The 20,989-nt window shown below is 64.8% G+C and carries 17 protein-coding genes; 8 read left to right on the top strand and 9 right to left on the bottom strand.

Annotated elements, in window-relative coordinates; all coding sequences use genetic code 11:
- Window positions 1–156 precede the first annotated feature (156 nt).
- Complete coding sequence (gene smc / locus GYH26_RS03385) at window positions 157–3,741, top strand: chromosome segregation protein SMC (RefSeq protein WP_242006574.1); 3,585 nt, start codon at window positions 157–159, stop codon at window positions 3,739–3,741.
- Here the strand turns inward: smc and GYH26_RS03380 are convergent, their stop codons facing one another.
- On the bottom strand, window positions 3,742–4,035 hold the full coding sequence (locus GYH26_RS03380) for a hypothetical protein (protein ID WP_161540492.1): 294 nt from the start codon (window positions 4,033–4,035) through the stop codon (window positions 3,742–3,744).
- A 165-nt stretch (window positions 4,036–4,200) separates the two neighbouring features.
- On the bottom strand, window positions 4,201–4,629 hold the full coding sequence (locus GYH26_RS03375) for an FKBP-type peptidyl-prolyl cis-trans isomerase (protein WP_014067731.1): 429 nt from the start codon (window positions 4,627–4,629) through the stop codon (window positions 4,201–4,203).
- Window positions 4,630–4,844: 215 nt separating this feature from the next.
- Between GYH26_RS03375 and trhA the strand changes: the two genes are divergently transcribed.
- Entirely contained in the window at window positions 4,845–5,462 is a 618-nt protein-coding gene (gene trhA, locus GYH26_RS03370; RefSeq protein ID WP_014067732.1) for a PAQR family membrane homeostasis protein TrhA, read from the top strand.
- Here trhA and GYH26_RS03365 read toward each other — a convergent pair.
- Window positions 5,441–6,343 (bottom strand): DUF4097 family beta strand repeat-containing protein, encoded by a 903-nt coding sequence (locus GYH26_RS03365; protein WP_161540491.1) that lies wholly within the window; start codon window positions 6,341–6,343, stop codon window positions 5,441–5,443. The two genes, trhA and GYH26_RS03365, sit on opposite strands and share 22 nt — an antisense overlap.
- Before the next feature lie 403 nt (window positions 6,344–6,746).
- Here GYH26_RS03365 and GYH26_RS03360 point away from each other — a divergent pair, with 403 nt between their 5' ends.
- Genes GYH26_RS03360 through GYH26_RS15035 form a run of 4 tightly spaced genes read left to right on the top strand, consistent with a single transcriptional unit; the run spans window position 6,747 to window position 8,945 of the window.
- Window positions 6,747–8,363 (top strand): sodium:solute symporter family protein, encoded by a 1,617-nt coding sequence (locus tag GYH26_RS03360; RefSeq protein WP_014067733.1) that lies wholly within the window; start codon window positions 6,747–6,749, stop codon window positions 8,361–8,363.
- A 4-nt stretch (window positions 8,364–8,367) separates the two neighbouring features.
- Window positions 8,368–8,658 (top strand): hypothetical protein, encoded by a 291-nt coding sequence (locus GYH26_RS03355; RefSeq protein ID WP_161540490.1) that lies wholly within the window; start codon window positions 8,368–8,370, stop codon window positions 8,656–8,658.
- 1 nt (window position 8,659) lies between these two features.
- Window positions 8,660–8,806 (top strand): hypothetical protein, encoded by a 147-nt coding sequence (locus tag GYH26_RS15040; RefSeq protein ID WP_174238067.1) that lies wholly within the window; start codon window positions 8,660–8,662, stop codon window positions 8,804–8,806.
- Window positions 8,799–8,945 carry a hypothetical protein gene (locus GYH26_RS15035; protein WP_174238066.1) on the top strand — a complete coding sequence of 49 codons (147 nt, stop codon included), beginning with the start codon at window positions 8,799–8,801 and terminating at the stop codon, window positions 8,943–8,945. Before GYH26_RS15040 ends, GYH26_RS15035 begins: the two co-directional genes overlap by 8 nt.
- Window positions 8,946–8,948: 3 nt before the next feature.
- Here the strand turns inward: GYH26_RS15035 and GYH26_RS03350 are convergent, their stop codons facing one another.
- The 5 genes from GYH26_RS03350 to mrdA all read right to left on the bottom strand — a co-directional run bounded on the left by GYH26_RS03350 (window position 8,949) and on the right by mrdA (window position 15,566).
- The gene (locus GYH26_RS03350; RefSeq protein WP_161540489.1) at window positions 8,949–9,830 is read right to left on the bottom strand and encodes a cell division protein FtsX; all 882 of its coding nucleotides are present in this window, start codon (window positions 9,828–9,830) and stop codon (window positions 8,949–8,951) included.
- Window positions 9,831–9,839: 9 nt separating this feature from the next.
- Window positions 9,840–10,697, bottom strand: a complete 858-nt coding sequence (gene pheA / locus GYH26_RS03345) for a prephenate dehydratase (protein WP_161540488.1) — start codon at window positions 10,695–10,697, stop codon at window positions 9,840–9,842.
- 2 nt (window positions 10,698–10,699) lie between these two features.
- Window positions 10,700–12,394, bottom strand: a complete 1,695-nt coding sequence (gene argS / locus GYH26_RS03340; RefSeq protein ID WP_161540487.1) for an arginine--tRNA ligase — start codon at window positions 12,392–12,394, stop codon at window positions 10,700–10,702.
- Window positions 12,395–12,457: 63 nt separating this feature from the next.
- Window positions 12,458–13,714 (bottom strand): rod shape-determining protein RodA, encoded by a 1,257-nt coding sequence (gene rodA, locus GYH26_RS03335; protein WP_161540486.1) that lies wholly within the window; start codon window positions 13,712–13,714, stop codon window positions 12,458–12,460.
- Window positions 13,715–13,718: 4 nt separating this feature from the next.
- Window positions 13,719–15,566 (bottom strand): penicillin-binding protein 2, encoded by a 1,848-nt coding sequence (gene mrdA / locus GYH26_RS03330; protein WP_161540485.1) that lies wholly within the window; start codon window positions 15,564–15,566, stop codon window positions 13,719–13,721.
- Window positions 15,567–15,823: 257 nt separating this feature from the next.
- On the opposite strand from mrdA, the gene GYH26_RS03325 reads away from it, so the two are divergent.
- Entirely contained in the window at window positions 15,824–18,910 is a 3,087-nt protein-coding gene (locus GYH26_RS03325) for a BamA/TamA family outer membrane protein (RefSeq protein ID WP_161540484.1), read from the top strand.
- A 1-nt stretch (window position 18,911) separates the two neighbouring features.
- Here GYH26_RS03325 and GYH26_RS03320 read toward each other — a convergent pair whose 3' ends face one another.
- Complete coding sequence (locus tag GYH26_RS03320) at window positions 18,912–19,712, bottom strand: PhzF family phenazine biosynthesis protein (protein ID WP_161540483.1); 801 nt, start codon at window positions 19,710–19,712, stop codon at window positions 18,912–18,914.
- A gap of 120 nt (window positions 19,713–19,832) precedes the next feature.
- Here GYH26_RS03320 and GYH26_RS03315 point away from each other — a divergent pair, with 120 nt between their 5' ends.
- Window positions 19,833–20,927, top strand: a complete 1,095-nt coding sequence (locus GYH26_RS03315) for a quinone-dependent dihydroorotate dehydrogenase (RefSeq protein WP_161540482.1) — start codon at window positions 19,833–19,835, stop codon at window positions 20,925–20,927.
- The last annotated feature ends 62 nt before the right edge of the window (window positions 20,928–20,989 follow it).

Here is a 20,989-nt window from a genome sequence, read left to right as displayed (position 1 = left end):
CCCGCCGACATTCCCCATCAAAGCTTTTGGAAATTCGCATGCGGCACAGCTAACGCAAGATGGTTCGAGATTAAGGTATTATCATTTTCATAGAAAAACAAGGCTCACCAATGCTTTGCGCCGATTGGCTTGCTCCCCTTCCTGAACCGTCTTATCTTGGGCGGCCTGAAGGTGGGGACGGTCATGTACCTGAGCAAGCTCGAACTGCAAGGTTTCAAGAGTTTCGCAGACCGGACGGTCCTGCACTTCGATCCCGGCATCACGGCCATCGTTGGCCCCAACGGCTGCGGCAAGTCGAACCTGGTCGATGCCGTCCGATGGGTCATCGGCGAGCAGCGCGCCCGCGTGCTCCGCTCCGAACGCATGGAGCACGTGATCTTCAACGGCACGGCCCGTCGCCGCCCCGTCGGCATGGCCGAGGTGCTGCTGACCATCGAAAACACGCGCGGCATCCTGCCGCTCCACTACAGTGAGGTCACCATCGGCCGCCGCCTCTACCGCTCCGGCGAATCCGAGTACCTGCTCAACGGCACCCCCTGCCGCCTGCGTGACATCCAGGAGCTGTTCATGGACACGGGCATGGGGGCCGGCGCCTACTCGGTCATCGAGCTGAAGATGATCGAGGACATCCTCTCGGACAACGCCCAGGACCGACGTCATCTTTTCGAGGAGGCGGCCGGGATCACCCGCTACAAACTGCGGCGCGCGCAGACGCTTCGCAAGCTCGACGCCACACGCAACGATCTGACCCGCCTGCGCGACCTGATCGAAGAGGTACGGCGCCAGGTCGATACGCTCAAACGCCAGGCCGACCGCGCCGAACGCTACCGCCGCTACCGCGACGAACTGCGCACGCTCGAACAGGCACTCCTGCGACACGACTACGACCGGCTGCGCGAACAGGCCGACGCGCTCGAAGCCCTGCTGGACGAGGTGCAGACGCGCCTGCGCGAGGCCCGCACCCGCTACGAAGCGCTCGAAGCGGAACAGACCGAACTGCAGCAGCAGCTCACCCGGACCGAAACGGCGCTGGAGGCCGCGCAGGAACGCCTCCACACGCTGCAAAATCGCCTGCAGGCGCTCGAAAGTGAAGGCCGCCTGCTGGACGAGCGCCTGCGGGCCGCCCGAAGTGAACAGGAACGGCTGCAACGCGAAGCGGAAGAGGCTGCACGTCAGGAGCAGCGCCTGCAGCAGGCGCTGGAAGCCGCCGAGGCGGCCGTCCGGGAAGCCATGCCCCGGCACGAAGCGGCCGAAGCTGCCCTGCGCCGGGCGCTGGAAGACCGAGACGCCGCCCAGCACGCGCTGGAACAGCAGCGGGAGCGCGTCCGGGAAGCCCGCCGCCTGCTGCAACAGGCCGAGCAGGCCCTGCTCGAAGCGCGCCGCCAGCTCGACCGCCAGAGCAACCGGCGCGAACTGCTGGAACAGGAGCGCGAGCGCCTCGACGCCGAGCAGAAGACGCTCGACGCACAGCTCCAGGCGCTCGAAACCGAGCAGGAAGAAATCCTCCGGAAACGCGAGACCGCACGCCAGACGTGCGAAAATCTTCGGAAGGAAATCGAAGTGCTGGAGCGCCGCCGACAGGAGCTGCGTCAGGAGATCGCCGCCCGCGACGAAGCGCTGCACCAGCAGGAGCGACGTCTGGAGGCCGTCCGGGCCGAAGCGCGATTGCTGGAACAGGTACTCACCGCCTACGAGGACTTTCCGGAGGCCGTCCCCTTCCTGGCCCGCACGCCGGGCTGGACGGATGCGCCGCTACAGACCGTAGCCGACCTGCTCGGCATCGCGCCCGAGCTGCAGCCGGCCCTCGACGCCGCGCTCGGCGAGCGGGCCGCCTGGATCGTCGTGGCTACCGAAGAGGAAGCCCGACAGGCACTCCGGCTGCTCCGTGAGGCGGAAAAAGGCCGGGCCACCTTCATCGTGCTGGAAGGGTTGACGCCCCCGAACGATCCGCCCGAGATCCCCGGCGCCCGTCCCCTTCTCGACCATGTGCGGCTGGCCCGTCCCGAACTGCGACCGCTGGCCGCCTCGCTGCTGCACGACGCCTATCTGGTCGACGATCTGGAAACGGCCCGGCGTCTGGCACAGAGCACCTCGGAGCCGGCCCGCTTCTTCACGCCACAGGGCGAGTGGATCGACAGCCGGAACTGGTGGCACGGCGGCAGCGCACAGGCGCCGCGCTCGCCCCTCAGCGGCCGCCTCGACCGCCGCGAGCGCCTGAACGCCCTTCAGACCGAGGCCGCCTCGCTGGAAACGGAGATCGCCCGCCTGCGCAACGAGCGCGCCACGCTGGAACAGCAACTACAGGCGCTTCCCTTCGACGCAAAACAGCAGACTTTGCGTGAGGCCGAGCAGGCGCTGCGTGCGCTGGAGCAGCAGGCCACCCGCCACGAGGCCACGCGCGAGTCGCTCCGCCAGCGCCTCGAAGCCCTGAAAACCCGCCGGGCGCAACTGGACGAAGCACAGGCGACCCTTGCGACCGAACTGCAGACGCTCCGGCAAGCGCTGGCGGAAGCCGAACAGGCGGTGGCCGAACGCCAGCGTGCGCTGCAGGAGGCCGAAGCCGCCCTTCAGCAGGCAGAAGCCGGGTACCGCGCCGCCATGGAGCAGTTGAACCAGGTGCAATTGCAGGCGGCCGAAACGCGCAACCGGCTGGAAAACCTCCGGCGCGAGCAACAGCAACTCCGCCAGCGGCTGGAAGGTCTCCGGCGTCGCCAGCAGGAACGCGCGCAGCAGCAGGAACAACTGGCAACGCGCCTGGCCCGAGATCAGGAACGACGCCGGGCCATCGAAGAAGAGCGAAGCGCCCGGAGCGCCGAACTACCACCCGTCGAGGCCGAAGTACAGCAGCTTCGCCAGCAACTTGTCGCGCTCCGCACGGCCTTCGAGCGCGTCGAGCGCCAGCTTCGCGAACTTCGCCGCGCCTACGAGCAGGAGCAGCAGCAGGAACGTCAGTATCAGGTGCAGCTCGCCGAAACGCGCACGCGCCTGGCCGGTCTGACCGAGCATGCCCGAGAGCACCTGGACGTGGACGATCCCTCCCGCCTGCCCGAACCGCCGGCCGACTTCGACGTGCAGGCCGCCCGGGAACAGATCGAAACGCTACGCCGCCGGATGGCCAACCTCGGCACCGTCAACGAACTGGCGCTCGAGCAGTATCAGGAAGAAAAAGAGCGGCTCGACTTTCTGCTGGCCCAGCAGCAGGATCTGGAATCGGCCGAGGCCACGCTGGAAACCACCATTCAGGAGATCAACCAGACGGCTGCCGCCCGCTTTCTGGAAACGTTCGAATCGATCCGCCGCAATTTTCAGGAGCTGTTTCGCGAACTGTTCGGCGGCGACGCCCGGGCCGATCTCGTGCTGGCCGATCCGAACGATCCGCTGGAGTCTCCCATCGAGATTCTGGCGCGTCCCCGCGGCAAGCGTCCCAGCACGCTCGCTCAGCTCTCCGGCGGCGAAAAGGCCCTGACGGCCATCGCCCTCCTTTTTGCCCTGTATCTGACCAAACCCAGCCCATTCTGCATCCTCGACGAGGTGGACGCGCCGCTGGACGAAGCCAACGTCGAGCGCTTCATGCGCCTGCTGCGCAGCTTTTCTGAAAACACCCAGTTTATCCTGATCACGCACAACCTGCGCACGATGGAGCTGTCGGACCGGCTCTACGGTGTCACGATGCAGGAGCCGGGCGTCTCGACGCTGGTCAGCGTCCGCCTTGAAGAAGCGGCCGAGCTGGCCGGTCGCTGATCAGAGGGGTACGGCCTCCGGACGGGCCTCCGTCACCTCCCACTCCCCTTCCAGAATCAGCCGCGCCAGGTCGCGCTTGGCCATCCACTTGTAGCGAAGCTCCGGCCCGTAGGGCACCGGCTCGCCGTCTTCCGTCAGCCACTCGTAGTACACGTTCAGCGTGTCCTCGAAGAGCACGCCCAGCCGGCAGCCCTTGCCTTCCAGAAAGTACTTGTAGCGTCCCTGCCCGGGCAGCAGATGGAAGGTGAAGCCCTCCGGCGCGGCCTTCCAGAACTCCTTCAGCTTCTCGTACATGCAACCCACCGGATATTTTAGACGCTGTCTAAATTAACACACTTTCGGCGCCGGAAGTGCCGGGGCATTGTGAAAATTGCATGGGTTCTGTTGAACAGGGCCCATCCAGGCCAAACAAAAAAAGCCGCCCCCGAGGGGCGGCTTTGCAGTGGTGTCCAACGCGGGTCAGTCGATGGCGACCAGCTCGATTTCGAAGGTCAGGTCTTCGCCGGCCAGCGGATGGTTGGCGTCGATCGTCACGGTTTCCTCGGTCAGGGCCGCCACGGTTACCGGGATGATCCGGCCGTCCTGCAGCCGGAGCTGCAGCTGCTGTCCGACGGCCAGCTCCAGTCCGGGCGCTACCTGGTCGCGTCCGACCTCGATGAGCAGATCGTCGCGCCGGGGGCCGTAGGCTTCCTCTGCCGTGATGGTGACGGTCTTGGTTTCGCCGGGCTCCATGCCCATGACCGCCTGCTCGAAGCCAGGAATGACTTCCCCTTCGCCCAGCGTGAATTCGAGCGGCTCGCGATCCCGAGACGAGTCGAAGATGGTGCCGTCCTGAAGGCGACCGGTGTAATGGACCTTGACGTGGTCGCCTGCTTTTGCCTGTGCCACGGTGTACGCTCCTGATTTGCGTGTGGTTGTTGGATACTTTTCCTCCTCAACGGGTTGCCATGCAAAAAGTTCGCTGCCCTTTTACATTTTCTTTTTTGATCTGCCCGAATAATGCATTGCCGAAGGCGCCACGCCTGGTCTTTCTTACAGATCGGCCAACCCGGGCGCTCGTTTTCTACAGCACCGTCTCGACAAGACGAGAACTACCGCTTCAAATGGAAGAACGCGCCAATGCACTGACGCACGGCCTCGGCGTGCTGTTGAGTCTGGCCGGAACCGGCTGGCTCTGGCTCTCGGGTCGCGACGGCACGACGGGGCAACGGATCGCCTGTCTGGTCTTTGGCCTCAGCCTGATCGTCCTGTATCTGGCTTCCACGCTCTACCACAGCGTGCGCCGGCCGGACTGCAAGCGGCGGCTGCGCGTCGTCGATCACGTGGCGATCTACCTGCTCATCGCCGGCACCTACACGCCGTTTCTGGTGGCCTACGTACCACCGCCCTGGCGGGTGGTGCTGCTCGGGGTGATCTGGAGCGTGGCGCTGGCCGGGATGGTGTTCGAGGGGCTCTTTACCGGACGTTTTCCCCGGCTCTCCACGGCGCTCTACGTCGCCACCGGCTGGCTGGCCGTGCTGATGTTGCCGGTCCTGTGGCGCCATCTGCCCACGGGTGCGCTGGTGCTGATCGTGGCGGGCGGCCTGGCCTACACGGGCGGTGTGCTGTTCTACCGCTGGGAGCGTCTGCCCCTCCACCATGCGATCTGGCACCTGTTCGTGCTGGCGGGCAGCGCCTTTCATTATGCGGCGGTGTTGCGCTACGGGACGCCCGGTCCCTGAAGGGCCGTATCCGGAGGCAGCGGCCGCAACAGCGTATCGGGCGGAATCATACCGTTCGGGCCGCCGCTGCGGAGCACGATGTCGCCGTGCGCGGTGCGGAGCGTGACGCGGGCGCGCCCCTGCCCGAGCTTTCCGACGAAACGGGCGCCGGCCGCCTCCCGGGGCTGCAGGCTGCGCTCGGTAAAGGTCAGGCCTTCGACGCGCACCTCACCGGCTGCGGTCTCGGCCTGCAGCTGCGCGTTGGCTTCCGGCGGAAGCGTCAGCCACAGGTCACCGTTTTCCGTCTGGATCGTCACGATGGCATCGGTCGGCAGACGCCGGAAATGCACCGAGGCCGAGCCGTTCTGGAGCCGGATCTCCAGGCTGTCGGCAGCCTCGCGGACGTGCACCTCGCCCGCGGCCAGTTGCACCCGGATCGGTCCTTCAATGTGCGTCAGGTCCACGTCGCCGCCCGCGCGTGTGATGACCAGGCGGGCATTGCGCGGGACGGTGCCCTCCACGTGCACCTGCGCCAGCGCCGCCTGCCGGGCTTCCAAGCGATACCGGAAACTCCCCGCCGTACCCTCCTCGCGGAGCTGGATGTCGCGCAGCGTCCGACGGGCGGCCGCCGCGTCGGCGCCCCGTCCTACCCGGATGAACGTCAGGCGCGCCACGTCCACGTCGGCGCCCTGCAGCGACACCCGACCGCTCAACCCCTCCAGCACCAGCGTGCGCCCGGCCAGCAGGACGCCACGGTGCAGCGTATCGGACGCCTCGACTGCACCGGGCAGCAGCGCGCCTTCTTCCGTCTGGCCCACCCCGGGCGATTGTCGGCAGGCCCCGAGTCCCAGCAGCACGAGCAGGGCCGCCTGTACGCAGAAAAGTAAACGCGCCTTGCGCATGAGCATTGCTGTCGTTGCCGGTTTCGCTTCGATGGAAGCGTGTGAGAAAACACGGGCGCACACTGCGGTGCGCCCCTACCAGATTATTGACGTTTTCCCTGTCCCGTAGGGGCGGACCACTGTGTCCGCCCCATCGTACCGGATTATGTCCGGTGCACAGGGGGATACGCCATCATGCATCGGTAAATCATCAATCCCATATCAGACGGCATGCCGCCCCGCACGTTTCAGGCGATCACCATGGATCGCCCTGCGATTTGCCCCTGACCGATACGACGCTGTGGCAAGATAGGCTGCGGCCGACAGCGAGACAATGCCCCTGGTTCATTTTTGCATTGACAATTTCATCCACATGTTTTAGCATTCAACCCACCTTCACACCATCAGCACAACGGCTGTACGGATGGTTGTCTTTACCTGGATCGACTGGCTGTGGGTGGCGCTGTACCTGCTGCTGATGATCGGCAGCGGTTTTTTCTTCTACCGGCTCGGCAAGCGTTCCCAGTCGGACTTCTTTCTGGCCGGGCGCGGTCTGCCCTGGTGGTTGCCGGCCGCTTCGGTCTATGCCACGCACACGGCCACCGACACGCCCATGTGGGTGACGGGCGTCATCTATCGCTACGGCCTGGCCGGCATCTGGTACACGTTCTTTTCGGCCTGGTGCGCCATCAGCGCGTTCGTCTCTACACGGATCTTCCGGCGCTCGCTCGCCTACACCCAGGCCGAGTGGAGCGTGCTGCGCTTCGGCGGACTGGGCGCCGAGCTGATCCGCGGCTGGATGGCCGGCTGGCAGGTCTTCATGAACATGTTCATTCTGGGCTGGGTGGGCATTGCGATGGGGAAGGTCTGCAACTTTCTCTTCGGCTGGGCGCCCTGGGTGGGGCTGGTCGTCTTTTCGGGCGCCTGTGCCATCTACGTGCTGGCGGCCGGTTACTGGGGTGTGGTGGTGGCGGACTTCCAGCAGGGTATCATCGCGTTTTTCGTAATCGTGCTCGTCTCGATCTGGGGCATCGCCGAGGCGGGGGGACCGTCGGCCATCGTGCAGAAGCTCACCAAGATGGGCGAGGCGCACCGGCTCGACCCGTTCGCCTTCACGGGCTGGTTTACGGGCGATTTTCCCGTGGCCTGGTTTCTGACCATGCTGTTCATCGCGCTGCTGGGCGGTTTCGGCATGGGCACGACGATCGACTGGTTCGCCGAAGCCCAGCGCATTCAGTCGGCGCGCACCGTACGCGACGCCAGTTACAGCATCTGGTGGGGCAGCGCGCTGGTGCTCATGCGCAACGCGCTCTGGGCCGTCGCTATCCTGGCGTTCTACGTGATGTTTCCGGACATCGAAAACACGGCCGAGTACGAGCTGGGCTGGTTCCGATTGGGCTTCGACTTTCTACCGGCCGGCCTGATGGGCTTTTTCTTTGCTGCCATCGTGGCCATTCATCTTTCGACGATCTCCACGCACCTGAACCTGGGCGCGCTCTACGCCACGCGCGACATCTACCAGCACTACGTCAAACCGCACGCTTCCGAGCGCGAGCTGGTGTGGGTGGGCCGCATCGCCACGCTGATTCTGCTCATCGGCTCGCTCATCTACGGGCTGATGATGGAAGAGATCACCTCGTGGCTGATCTTTGCGCTGTGGATCATGGCCGCGGGCGTGTGGCTACCCAACATCCTACAGGTGGTCTGGTGGCGCTTCAATGCCTGGGGCTATCTCTCGGCCTGGATTGCCAATCTGGGCTTCAGCTGGCTCGTCGTGTGGGTGCTGCCGGCCTTTGGCGTGCTACCGCCGCTGGCCGACTACGAGCAGTTCTGGCTGCTGATGGTGCTGGGCGCGCTCGTGTACATTCCGGTGACGCTGCTGACGCCACCGGAAGACATGGACCATCTGGTGAAATACTACGTGATGGCCCGACCGATCGGCTGGTGGGGGCCCGTGCGCCGGGAGGCCGAGCGCCGCGGGTTGCTCACGCCAAAGGGCCAACCGGCTTTCGTCGATCCGAATCAGACCAGACCTTCCTGAGCTCATGGGCTGGATTCGACGCAATTGGACGGCCGCCGAGGCCGACGAGTGGACAAAAGAAGACGTGCTGGCGATCATCATCTCGCCGCTGGCCTACGTGGCGCTCACGCTGGGCGTGGCCCTGAGCCTGCTCCTGCGCTGGGAAGGATTCGTCACGCTGGGGATCGGGATCGTGCTGACGGCCCTGTTGCACTGGATCATCGATCCGAAACTGAAAGCGATCTCCGAGGAGTACGAGCGTAAGCAGAAGGAATACCTGCAGCAACTGGAAAAAACCGTCCGCTGGGAGGCCTGAAATGGATCAGGGACTGGCTACCGCCATCGGGATGACGATCGCCTATGCGGCGTCGCTCCTGGGCCTGTTGCTGGCCTGGCGTGCCTACCGCCGCCATCACCGGCAACCGACGAAATCCACCACCGACGATACCCACCGCCATGGCTGACCTGCTGCTTCTGCTGCAACAACAGCCACCGGCCGGACGCGAGCTGACCATCTGGGGCATTGTCATTCCGGCGGCCGTGCTGTTCGTTTCGTTTCTGGTGGCCGTGGGGCTCTACCGCCACTTTTCGCGGCCGCACTGAGCGTCAGTGCAGCGGGACCTGCCGGATGAAGCGGCGGGCGGCCCAGGCGGCGCCGAGCCAGCCCAGCACGACGCCGGCCAGCACAATGCCGCCGAGCAGCCCGAGCAGAAACAACCCCTGGCTGCCTTCGAGCTGGGGCAGGTAGCCCGCCACCATCTGGTAGCCCAGCGCCACGATGCCGGCCGCCAGCAGCCCCGCGATGAGCCCCTGCGCCATGCCCTCGACCACGAAAGGTCGGCGGATGAAGCTGTCGGTGGCGCCCACCAGTTTCATCGTGCGGATGAGCAGCCGCCGCGCATAGACCGTCAGCCGGATCGTGTTGGCCACCAGAAAGACGGCGGCCAGCACTACCAGCAGCCCCAACGCCAGTCCGATCAGCGTGATCAGTCGGAGGTTCTGCTGCACCTTCACCAGCAGCGGCTGGTTGAAGACCACCTCATCGACGTGATTCCAGGTCGAAAGCCACCGGACCATGCGGGCCAGCGTGTCGGGCGCGGCCATCGAGGGTTCGAAGCGCACCCGGATCGAAGCGGGCAGGAAGGGCTCGTCCAGAAACACCTCGCCTTCGCTTCCGAACTCTTCCAGAAAGATCTGGCGGGCCTCTTCGCGTGAGATGTAGCGGGCTTCGGCCACGCCGGGAATGGCCTGCACGCGTGCGTAAAGCGCCCGGGCGACGTTTTCGTCCACGTCGTCTTCCAGGAAAATCTCGATCTCCCCCACGCGCTGGCGGAGCCAGTTCGTCACCTGATGGGCGTGGTAGCCCACGGCCGCGAACACGCCGATCAGCACGAGCGCCACGGTCATGGCGCTTGTGGCGGCCACCGTGGCAAAGCGGGCCCGGCGCAGGCCGGCCAGTCCCTCCCGGATGCTGTAGGTCAGCGACATGGTTTTCGCTCAGTCGACGCGTCGGCCGCGCGGATACGAACCCAGCACCCGCACGAACGCCGCCACCTCGGCCAGATGATCCAGCGCCCGCTGCACAGCCTCCTCGTGCACGGAGCCCGCCACGTCCAGGTAAAACAGGTAGCTGCCCGGCACGCCCACCAGCGGACGGCTTTCGATCTTGTACAGGTCCAGGTCACGCAATGCGAACACGGCCAGGCTTTTGAACAGGGCGCCGGGAACGTTCTCGCGCAGGGCAAACACGATCGACGTTTTCATCGTTCCCGGCGGCCCCTCGGGCGGCGTGACCTCGGGGCGGGCCAGCACCAGAAAGCGCGTGTAGTTCTGCGGGTGGCTTTCGATCCCGGAAGCCAGTACTTCCAGCCCGTACTTAGCGGCCGCGCGGATGCCAGCGATGGCGGCCGCCTCCGGATCGCCCATTTCGGCCACCATGCGGGCGGCACCGGCCGTGTCGTAGGCCGGAATGGCTTCGGCGTGCTGCAGGTGCGTGCGCAGGTAGGTCCGGCACTGCCCGAGCGCCTGCGGGTGCGAGTAGACGCGTCGAATCTGCTCGATGCGACTGCCGGGAAGCCCGAGCAGATGGTGCCGAATACGCAGCTCCAGCTCGCCGATGATGCCTACCTCGTGCGCACGCAGCAGGTCGTAGTTGACGTGCACGCTGCCGAACAGAGAGTTTTCGATCGGGATCATGGCCCGATCTACCTCACCGCTTTCGAGCGCCTCGAAGACCTGCTCGAACTCGGGCAGCGGCACCGGCTCGGCCTGCTCCGCGCCGAAGTAGGCCAGAATCGCCTCCTCGCTGAAGGCGCCCAGCTCGCCCTGAAAGGCCACCGTGTACTTCTCGGCCATGGTTACATCCGTTCCGGTGCGGAAATGCCCAGCACACGCAGACCGTTGGCCAGTACCAGCCGCGCCGCCCGCGCCAGCGCCAGCCGGGCCTGTGCCAGCGGCTCGGGCTCGCCGATAATGCGGCACTGGTCGTAGAATTTCGTGAAGGCCACGGCTACCTCGCGCAGGTAGTTGGCCACGCGGTGCGGCTCGTAGGTCTGGGCCGCTTCCTGGATCACCTCCGGGAAGCGCATCAGCTCCTTGATCAGCGCCTGCTCGGCCTCATGCCGGAGCAACGTCAGATCCGGGTTCGGGCTCTCCTTCAACCCCACTTCGTCCGCCTTGCGCATGATCGAGCAGATGCGGGCGTGCGCGTACTGCAGGTAGAAGACCGGGTTCTTCTCGCTGGCCTCACGGGCCAAGTCCAGGTCGAACTCCAGGTGCGTGTTGGGCGAACGCATCAGGAAGAAAAAGCGTGTGACGTCTTCGCCTACCTCGTCGATCAGCTCGTCGAGCGTCACGTAGGTGGCCTTTCGGGTGGACATCTTGACGGGCTCGCCACCCCGCACCAGCGTCACGAACTGGTAGATCACCACATCCACTTTGCTGACGTCATACCCGAGCACTTCGAGCGCCCGGAGCACGTCCGGGTAAGTGGCGATGTGGTCGGCCCCGAAGACGTCCACGATTCGCTCGAACCCCCGCTCGAACTTCGTGATATGGTAGGCGATGTCGGGCAGGCGATAAGTCGGCTCGCCCGTACGCTTGACCAGTACCGTATCCTGATCTTTGCCCAGTGCGCTCGTGCGGAACCACACGGCGCCGTCTTTTTCGTAGATGTAGCCTTTCTCGCGCAGCGCCTCGACGACCTCCCAGATTTTGCCGTTCTCGTAGAGCGTGTGCTCGTTGAAGTAGTTGTCCATATGAATGCCCAGGCGGGCAAGCGTCCGCCGGATGTCCTCGAAGATGACTTTTTCGGCGGCCTCTTTGAAGGGCGTGATGTCTTCCACGTCGCGAAGCGCGTCGCCGTGCTGCTCGTAGAGCATGCGGGCGATGTCGATGATGTAGTCGCCCAGGTAGCCGTCCTCGGGGAAAGGCTCGGGCACCTCCACCCATTCGCCCTCGGCCACCTGGATCTTCTTGGTGGGCAGGTTCGGATCGACAAGTGCCAGGTAGCGGGCCCGCACCGACTCGCCCAGCACGCGCATCTGGCGGCCTGCATCGTTGTAGTAGTATTCGCGCGTGACGCGGTAGCCGATCCAGTCGAGCAGGTTGGCGATCGTGTCGCCCAGCACGGCGTTGCGGCCGTGCCCCACGGTGAGCGGCCCGGTGGGGTTGGCGCTGACGTACTCGACGATGGCGGGCCGGCCCTGGCCCAGATCGCTGCGGCCGTAGCGTTCGCCGGCGGCCAGGATGTCGGCCAGCACCTGAGCCAGGTAGTCCGGAGCGAAGCGGAAGTTCAGGAATCCGGGTCCGGCCACCTCGACCGAAGCGACGCGCCGCGGATCGAGCGGCAGCGCCCGGAGCCGCTCGGCGATCTCCTCGGCGATCTGACGCGGCGGCCGCTTCAGGTAACGGGCCAGTTGCATGGCCGCATTCGTGGCCAGGTCGCCGTGCTCGGGGTTGTTGGGTTTCTCCAGCTCCGGCCGGAAGTCCTCCGGCACCCCGTCGATCGTGCGCAATACCTGGCGGAGGGCTTCTTCGATATATGCCTTCATCGGGTTCGAACGTTTGTCTCGACAGACACCGGCGCGCTTCTACAAAAAAGCCGCCTTGCGTGTTCAGACGAAGATGGAAAAGTCATCGCGGCGCATGTGCAGATTGAGCACCACCGCCAGCATCAGCGTGTTGGCCAGCAGCGACGAACCGCCGTAGGAGAGGAAGGGTAGCGGAATGCCGATCACGGGAAGGAGTCCCGTGGCCATGCCGATGTTGATGAACACGTGCACCAGAATCACGCCGGCCACCCCGGCCGCCACCATGAGCCCGAAGGGATGGCGGCACTCCGTTCCCATTCGGATGAGTCGCACCAGCAGGAGCGCAAAGAGCAGCAGCACAAGGGCGGCGCCCACGAAGCCGAACTCTTCACCGATGACGCTGAAGATGAAGTCCGTGGACTGTTCCGGCACGTAGGCACCCTGCGTCTGGGTGCCCTGCATGAACCCTTTGCCGAAAAGGCCGCCTGAGCCGATGGCCGCCTTCGACTGTACCAGGTGGAAGCCGTAGGTCTTGCGGTAGGCTTCGGCCTCAGGGTTCGTAAACGAGAGCACGCGGGCCAGCTGATAGGGCTTGAGCACATAGGCCAGCGCAAAAGAAGCCACCGCTGCCGTTCCACCGGTAAACAGCCCGGCCAGCGCGGCCATATAAGTCTCGCGCGTGTGCCAGTAGATACCCAGCGTAAAAAGCACCGCAAAGGCCACGGCGGCCGGCCAGTAGACAAGCGTCAGGTAACCGGCCAGTGCGGGCGAGATCACCAGCAGCACGGTCGCCACCGGCAGACCGCTCCAGTAGAGCATGACGGGCACCAGCGCCAGGAAGACCAGCGCCGTGCCCATGTCGTTCTGCAGGATGATGATGACGGCCGGCACCAGGATGAGCGCTACGGCGCCCAGCGCGTAGCGCACCGTATCGATACGGGCCTGACGCGCCGAGAGCAGGCGGGCTACGGCCAGCACCGTTCCGACCTTGGCCAGCTCGGAGGTCTGAAACCCGATCGATCCGATGTAAAGCCAGGCTTTCGCTCCGTTGATCTCACGGCCGACGGCAAGCGTGAGCAGCAGCAACACCACCGTGGCGCCGTAAATCACATAGGCCATGCTCTGGAAGAAGCGGACGGGCAGCAGGAGCACGGTGCCCATTGCCATCAGCGAAAGCCCAGCCCAGAAGAGCTGACGCACGAAGTTGTCGCGCACGCCCGGCGGCAGGAATTCGGCGGCTGGCCCGTGCGTCGTGCTGTAGAGCGCCACCAGTCCCGCCGTCACCAGCGCGGCCCAGAGCAGCAGAAGCAGCAGGTCCGGTCTACGTGCAAGGCGTGCCATGGGCTTATCGGGAAGCGGCCTGCGTTACGGTGGGTTCATCCAGCGGCTGGCTTCGCTGGCGAAGTACGTGTTCGAGCATGTAACGTCGCTGTGGCGTGGTGGCCACCTCGCCGGTCAGATACAGCTCGGCCATCAGGCTGGCGATGGGCGCGGCGACCGTCGCGCCGAAGCCTGCGTTTTCCACAAACACCGCAATGGCGATCTTCGGCGCATCGTAGGGTGCAAACATGATGAAGAGCGAATGGTCCTTGCGGCCGCCGGGCGCCTGCGCCGTGCCCGTCTTGCCGCCGCTCGGAATGCCCGGGATCTGTACCCACCGGCCGGTACCTGCTTCCATCACGCGCCGCATACCTTCCCGCACGATCTGGAAGTACTCCGGCCTGATGGGAATGTGTTCGGGCGGGGGCAGCTGGGGTTTAAGGACTTCGCCGGTTTCCGGATGGACCAGCTCGCGCACCAGATGGGGCGGATAGAGCGTACCGCCGTTGGCGATGGCCGCCACGTAGCGTGCCAGCTGCATGGGTGTGACGGTCATATCGCCCTGCCCGATACCGAGGTTGATCGTGTAGCCGGCCGTCCAGCCGCGTGGATAACGTCGGTTGTAGTAGGCCGAATCGGGGATCAGGCCCGGATTCTGCTCGGCAATATCCATGGGCACCGGCACACCGAATCCGAAGCGGTTGGCCCAGCGGCGGAGCGTGTTCACGTCGAGGCGCATCATCACGGTGAAAAAGAACGTATTGCAGGAAAGCCGAATCGCCTCGCGCACATCGAGCGATCCATGCGCGCCACCGTGGCAGCGGAAAAGCCGACCTCCCAGCAGATAACCACCTGGGCAGTAAATCGTACTGCGTTCTGTGATCACGCCCTCCTGCAGCCCCACCAAGGCCATGAAGGGCTTCCAGGTCGATCCCGGCGGCACGCCGCTCATTGTGGCCCGGTTAAATAGTGGTTTTTCGGGGCTGGAGGTCAGGTAGCGCCAGGTCTCGGGATCGATCGGCCCGGAGAGCACCTCCGGATCGAAGTCAGGCATGCTCACCAGCGCGATGATCTCGCCGTTGTTGGGATCGAGCGCTACGGCCGCTCCCCGCTTGCCCACGAAGAGCGACTCGGCCAGCGCCTGCACGCGGTAGTCGAGTCCAAGATGCAGATCGTAGCCGCTGATGGGCGGCACGTCTTCGGCCCCGTCGCGATAAGGCTTGATCTCCTGGCCGTGGATGTTGACCAGCTTGAAGGCCCGTCCCGGCACACCACGCAAGGCCTTCTCGTAGAACTTTTCGAGCCCGGCTTTACCGATGCGATCGCCCATCGCATAGCCATCGTCCCGGAGCTGTTCCAGCTCGGCCCGGGTGATCTCGCGCACGTAGCCCAGCGCATGGGCTGCACGGGCCGGCGTGTGATAGCGGCGGCGCTGGTCGATCTCGTACTGGACCCCGGGCAGGCGGTAGAGATTTTCGACGACGCGGCTGAAGGTCTCGAACGGCAGGTCCGTAAAGACCCGACTGGGGCGGTAGGCGCTCCAGGCCCGCGCCTGCGCCAGCCGATTGGCCACCACCGAGTCGGGCACCTCCAGCAGCCGGGCCAGCAGGGGGATGTTTTTCGGATCGAAATACCGGGGCGTGATCAGCAGCGAATAGGCCGGCGCGTTATCCACCAGCAGCACGCCGTTGCGGTCGTAGATGGCGCCGCGGGCCGGTATCACGCGCTGCTCGCGCACCGCATTGCTGCGCGACTCGCCTGCGTACAGCTCGGTCTGCCAGAGCTGCATCTGGGCCAGACGCAGCACCAGCAGCCCCAGCAGCAGGGCAATGACTCCGACGAAAATCCGCGCTCGAACCCGGTAGTCGATCATCGGCCAGACGAGCTGACTTTCTGCTTCAAGGTCTTATACGCACGCCTGTTCCATTTACGCGACAATTTGCTGTACACCTCGGACGGCAAGAACCGCATCCGCGCACCCGTTCGCTACATGGCGCATCTTTTGTCTGTGACAACAGAAGTCGGGAAGCTTGCAGAACCGATCGGGATCTGCTACGTTTGGACATAAGAAGCTCCGGTTGATTTTCGTTTGATCCGGTGTCGTCTCCCCGCCAGACCGAACAGGGAATCATGCGCGCCTTTCGCATCGCCGGCCTGCTGCTCCTGCTGACGAGCTGGAGCCTCTCGGCCTGGGCCCAGTACTTTGGCCGCAACAAGGTCCAGTACGAATCCTTCAACTGGCGCGTGCTGCGCACGCCGCACTTCGAGATCTACTACTACCCCGAAGAGGAGCTCGCTGTGCGCGATGCGGCCCGCATGGCCGAACGCTGGTATCAGCGCCACAGCCGCACGTTTCTGCACGAGTTCGGTGAGCGCAAACCGATCATTTTCTACGCGGACGACGCCGATTTCCATCAGACGAACGCCATCAGCGGCGAGATCGGCGAAGGCACCGGTGGCGTGACCGAAGCCATCAAAGAGCGGGTGATCATGCCATTTACGGGCATCTATCGGGAGAACGACCACGTGCTCGGTCACGAGCTGGTGCACTCCTTCCAGTACGACATTGCGCTGAACCGCTCCGACAGCCTGAGCCGCTTCAACCTGGCGCTGCTGCCACTGTGGCTCGTCGAGGGCATGGCCGAGTACCTGTCGCTGGGACGCAACGACCCGCACACGGCCATGTGGCTGCGCGATGCAGCGCTGCGCGACGACCTGCCCACCATTCGCCAGCTCACACGCGACCTGCGCTACTTCCCCTACCGTTACGGTCAGGCCTATCTGGCCTACATCGGCGGCAAGTATGGCGATCAGGCCGTCACCGAGCTGTACAAGCTGGGCGGGATCGTGGGCGTCGATACGGCCATTACGATTACGCTGGGCATCACGCCCGACTCGCTTTCCAGGGAATGGATTCAGGCGGTCAAGAATACCTATCTGCCGCTGCTCAAAGATCGCACGCCCCCCGAGCAGGCCGGACGAAAGGTGCTGGCGCCCGACATCGACGCGGGCGAGATCAACCTGGCCCCGGCGCTCAGTCCCGACGGGCGCTACGTGGCCTTCCTTTCGGAGCGCGACCTGTTCACGATCGACCTGTTCGTGGCCGACGCCGAGACCGGCAAGGTGTTGCGTCGGCTGAGCAGCAGTGCCAGCGATCCCCACTTCGACGCGATCCGCTTCATCAACTCCTCGGGCTCCTGGTCGCCTGACGGCCAGCGCTTCGCGTTTATTACGTTCGCTCAGGGCAACAACGAAATCGCCATCTGGAACCTGCGCAAAGGCAAGCTGGAGCGCCGCATCGCGGTCGAAGGCGTCGGTGCCATCCACAACCTGGCCTGGTCGCCCGACGGCCGTACCATCGCCTTTTCGGGGCTTTCGGGCGGCATCAGTGATCTGTACCTGCTGGACCTGGAGACGAATCAGGTCCGGAAGCTCACCGACGACCGCTACGCCGACCTGCAGCCGGCCTGGTCGCCCGACGGCCGCACCATCGCCTTCGTGTCGGACCGGGGGCCGGACGGCACCGACTTCGAGATCCTACGCTACGGGCACGAACGCCTGGCCCTGCTCGACCTCGAAACCGGCAAGGTGCGCGTGCTGCGGCCCTTCCGGAGCGGCCAGCAGATCAACCCGCAATTTTCACCGGATGGCCGAAGCCTGTATTTCATTTCCAACCACGACGGCTTCAAGGACATCTACCGGATGGACCTGAACACCGGAGCCGTCTATCGCATCACCAGGTTGCAGACCGGCGTCAGCGGCATCACGAGCATCTCGCCGGCCATGAGCGTGGCCGCTCAGAACGGCCGCATGATGTTCTCGGTCTTTACCGACAACAAGTACCTGGTCTTTTCGCTGGAACCCGACCAGTTGCAGGGCGAACCGGTCGAGCCGGAAAGTGACACAGGCATTGCCAGCGCCGGTGTGCTTCCCCCGCTGCAACCGCCCACCCAGGGACTGGTCAGCAGCTACCTGAACGATCCGCTGACGGGCCTGCCGGACGAACTGGCACTCCGCCCCCAGCCCTATCGTCGCAAACTACAGCTCGACTACGTGGCGCCGCCCAGCTTCGGCGCCAGCGTCGGGGGGCCGTTCGGGACGATGATCGCCGGTGGTGTGGCCTTCTTCTTCAGCGACATGCTGGGCGATCAGCAACTGGCCGTGGCTGCCCAGGCCAACGGCACCTTCAAGGACATCGGCGGCCAGGTGCTCTACATCAATCAGGGTCGCCGTCTGAACTACGGAGCGCTGGCCAGCCACATCCCGCTGCTCTACGGCTATGCCTATCTGGACGTGTGTACGGATCCGGCCACCGGCCTGCAGGTCTACTGCTACATCCAGCTCCTGCAGCGCATCTACATCGACGAAGCCGGCGTGCTGGGCTACTATCCGCTCAACACCACCCAGCGCTTCGAGTTGATGGTGGGATTCCAGCGCTACGGCTTCGACTACGACGCCGAGATCTACTACCTCTACGGGGCCGGCTACCGACGCTCCACGCAGAACCTACCCGCACCGGACCCGATCTACTTCTTCCAGGCCTCCGGGGCGTTCGTGGGCGACTTTTCGTTCTTCGGTTTCACCTCGCCGGTTCGCGGCTCGCGCTATCGGCTGCAGGTAACCCCGCTAATCGGTACCGAACGTTTCGTACAGGTGCTGGTTGACGGGCGCAAGTATTTCTTCTTCCGCCCGCTGACGTTCGCCGTACGCCTGACGCACGTGGGCAACTACGGCGCCCAACCCCAGGGTTCGGATCGGCTCTCCTTTGCCCAGGAATATCTGGGCTACGGAAGCACGCTCACGTTCGTACGCGGCTACGGCTTTTACTCGCTGGAGCCGGACGAATGCACGCCCTCGACCTCAACGCCGAACCTCTGCGCCGAAGTGGCCCGTCTGGTGGGCACGCACGTGGCCGTAGCCAGCGCCGAGCTACGCATCCCGCTGTTTGGCACCGAGCGCTTCGGGCTGTTCAACTTCCCCTACCTGCCCACCGAGCTATCGCTCTTTGCCGACGCGGGCGTGGCCTGGTCGAAAGGTGATCTGCCCAAGTGGAAGTTCGTGCGCCACACGGGCGATCGAGTGCCCGTCTTCAGCACGGGCATTTCGACACGGTTCAACATTCTGGGCGCCATGGTACTGGAGCTGTTCTACGTCTATCCGTTCCAGCGCCCCTACAAGGGCTGGCATCTGGGCGCCCAGCTCGTACCGGGCTGGTAGGCTATTCCGAGAGCAGCTTGCCCTGCAGCACCGTGACGGCCCGGCCGCCCAGGTGCACGCGCTCGCCGTGCACTTCCACCTCGATGCGGCCGCCCCGTGCCGACACCTGATAACCGCTCAGCCGCGTGCGGCCCAGCCGCTCAGCCCAGAAGGGTCCCAGGCAACAGTGGGCCGAACCGGTAACCGGATCCTCCGGCACGCCCAGCTGCGGCGCGAAAAAGCGCGAGACGAAGTCGGCGGGCACGTCTTCGGCCGGTGCCGTCACGATCAGGCCCCGGATGTCCAGTTCCTGCAACCGCGCCAGATCCGGCCTGAACGTGCGCACCGTGGCCTCCCGGTCCAGCAGCACCAGGTAGTCCATGCGGTTGCGTCCCACGTAGCGGATCGGCGCCGAGCCCAGCACGCGTAGCAGTTCGGTGGGCGGCTCACAGGGCACAGGCGGTTCGGCGGGGAAATCCATCCAGATCGTACCGTTTTCCGAGCGCCACGCCGTCAGCCGCCCGCTTTTTGTAAAGAAAACGGCCGGTTCGTCGGGCTGCAGGCATTCGATCTCCCAGAGCACGTGCGCGCTGGCCAGCGTGGCATGCCCGCACAGATCAACTTCCTGCACCGGCGTAAACCAGCGGAGCGAAAAACCTTCGCCTTCCGGGAGCAGAAAGGCCGTTTCCGGACGGTTCATCTCGGCCGCCACGGTCTGCATCCAGCCTTCCGACCGCGGACGATCGAGCAGGCATACGGCGGCCGGATTGCCGGTAAAAGGCCGTTCGGCAAAGGCATCGACCAGAAAAAGCGGAAGCTTCATACGTTCCCCGGCTTTGCAATGAACGGGTTTTTTCTATCTTGAGCCCGGGACCATCGCTCCCACCGGCCGGATCCCGGGGACGCTTTCGGTCTTTGAAGGCTGACCCTGCCCACGTTCGCCATGTACCGCTTGTTCCGCCCCCTGCTGTTTCGTCTGGACGCCGAGCGCGCCCACCGGCTGACGCTCGCCGCTGCGCGTCTGGTGCAGCCGCTGGCGCCGTGGCTGGTGGCCCCGTTTTTCAAAGAGGAGCATCCCGCGCTCGCCGTGCAATGCTGGGGCCTTACGTTCCCGAATCCGGTGGGACTGGCGGCCGGTCTGGATAAAAATGCCCGTCTGGTGCGCTTCTGGGAAGCGCTGGGTTTTGGATTTGCCGAAGTAGGATCGGTCAGCGCCCGACCGAGCCGGGGCAATCCGCGTCCCCGGCTGTTCCGGCTCCCCGAAGATCGAGCGCTGATCAACCGCATGGGTCTGAACAACGACGGGGCCGAACGGGTAGCGCGGCGTCTGCGTCGCCTCCGCCACCGGCGCCCGCTGGGGATCAATCTGGCCAAAACGCACGATCCGAACATTCTCGGCGAAGCCGCCGTGATCGACTTCTGCGAGAGTTTCCGGCTGCTGGCCCCGCTGGCCGACTACGTGACGCTGAACATTTCGTGCCCCAACACGGCCGAAGGCAAGACGTTCGAAGATCCGGAAGCGCTCGACACGCTGCTGCGGGCCATTTTTGCCGTGCGCCGGGAGTTGAACCTGTCGGTGCCCGTGTTGCTCAAGCTCTCGCCGCCCCCCTCCAGCCGCACCGTATTCGACAGCCAGCTCGAAGAAATCGTCGAAGTGGCCCGCGCGCACGGCATCGCCGGTTTCGTGGCCACGAATACGGCCTCCGATCGTGAAGGATTGCGCACCGATCCGGAGGTGCTGGCGCGCATCGGTCCCGGCGGCCTGAGCGGCCGTCCGCTGGCCACCCGCGCCCGTTGCCTGCTGTTTTACCTGTACCGCCTGACTGAAGGAAAACTGCCCCTGATCAGCGTGGGAGGAATCGACTCGGCCGAGGAAGCCTACGGCCGTATTCGCGCCGGTGCTTCGCTTGTGCAGCTCTACACGGGCCTCATCTACGAAGGCCCCGGGCTGGTACGCCGCATCAAGCAGGGGCTGGTCCGACGGCTCGAGCAGGACGGCTTCGACTCGGTGCAGGCGGCCGTTGGCATCGACGCGTGAAATTCGATTACGTGTTGTCCCAAATTGTTTTTTCGCCCGCCAGCGTGTAGTTTGAAACCCGG

The organism is Rhodothermus marinus (assembly GCF_009936275.1).
Lineage (GTDB): Bacteria > Bacteroidota > Rhodothermia > Rhodothermales > Rhodothermaceae > Rhodothermus > Rhodothermus marinus_A.
Note: the sequence above shows the minus strand (reverse complement) of the source record. Positions and strands in the feature narration are given on the sequence as shown.

Excerpts from the sequence above, each read along its gene's own strand:
- GYH26_RS03380 (WP_161540492.1), bottom strand. The coding sequence starts at position 4,035 with ATGTACGAGAAGCTGAAGGAGTTCTGGAAGGCCGCGCCGGAGGGCTTC.
- trhA (WP_014067732.1), top strand. The coding sequence starts at position 4,845 with ATGGAAGAACGCGCCAATGCACTGACGCACGGCCTCGGCGTGCTGTTG.
- GYH26_RS03365 (WP_161540491.1), bottom strand. The coding sequence starts at position 6,343 with ATGCGCAAGGCGCGTTTACTTTTCTGCGTACAGGCGGCCCTGCTCGTG.
- GYH26_RS03360 (WP_014067733.1), top strand. The coding sequence starts at position 6,747 with ATGGTTGTCTTTACCTGGATCGACTGGCTGTGGGTGGCGCTGTACCTG.
- GYH26_RS03355 (WP_161540490.1), top strand. The coding sequence starts at position 8,368 with ATGGGCTGGATTCGACGCAATTGGACGGCCGCCGAGGCCGACGAGTGG.
- GYH26_RS15040 (WP_174238067.1), top strand. The coding sequence starts at position 8,660 with ATGGATCAGGGACTGGCTACCGCCATCGGGATGACGATCGCCTATGCG.
- GYH26_RS15035 (WP_174238066.1), top strand. The coding sequence starts at position 8,799 with ATGGCTGACCTGCTGCTTCTGCTGCAACAACAGCCACCGGCCGGACGC.
- GYH26_RS03350 (WP_161540489.1), bottom strand. The coding sequence starts at position 9,830 with ATGTCGCTGACCTACAGCATCCGGGAGGGACTGGCCGGCCTGCGCCGG.
- pheA (WP_161540488.1), bottom strand. The coding sequence starts at position 10,697 with ATGGCCGAGAAGTACACGGTGGCCTTTCAGGGCGAGCTGGGCGCCTTC.
- argS (WP_161540487.1), bottom strand. The coding sequence starts at position 12,394 with ATGAAGGCATATATCGAAGAAGCCCTCCGCCAGGTATTGCGCACGATC.
- rodA (WP_161540486.1), bottom strand. The coding sequence starts at position 13,714 with ATGGCACGCCTTGCACGTAGACCGGACCTGCTGCTTCTGCTGCTCTGG.
- mrdA (WP_161540485.1), bottom strand. The coding sequence starts at position 15,566 with ATGATCGACTACCGGGTTCGAGCGCGGATTTTCGTCGGAGTCATTGCC.
- GYH26_RS03325 (WP_161540484.1), top strand. The coding sequence starts at position 15,824 with ATGCGCGCCTTTCGCATCGCCGGCCTGCTGCTCCTGCTGACGAGCTGG.
- GYH26_RS03320 (WP_161540483.1), bottom strand. The coding sequence starts at position 19,712 with ATGAAGCTTCCGCTTTTTCTGGTCGATGCCTTTGCCGAACGGCCTTTT.
- GYH26_RS03315 (WP_161540482.1), top strand. The coding sequence starts at position 19,833 with ATGTACCGCTTGTTCCGCCCCCTGCTGTTTCGTCTGGACGCCGAGCGC.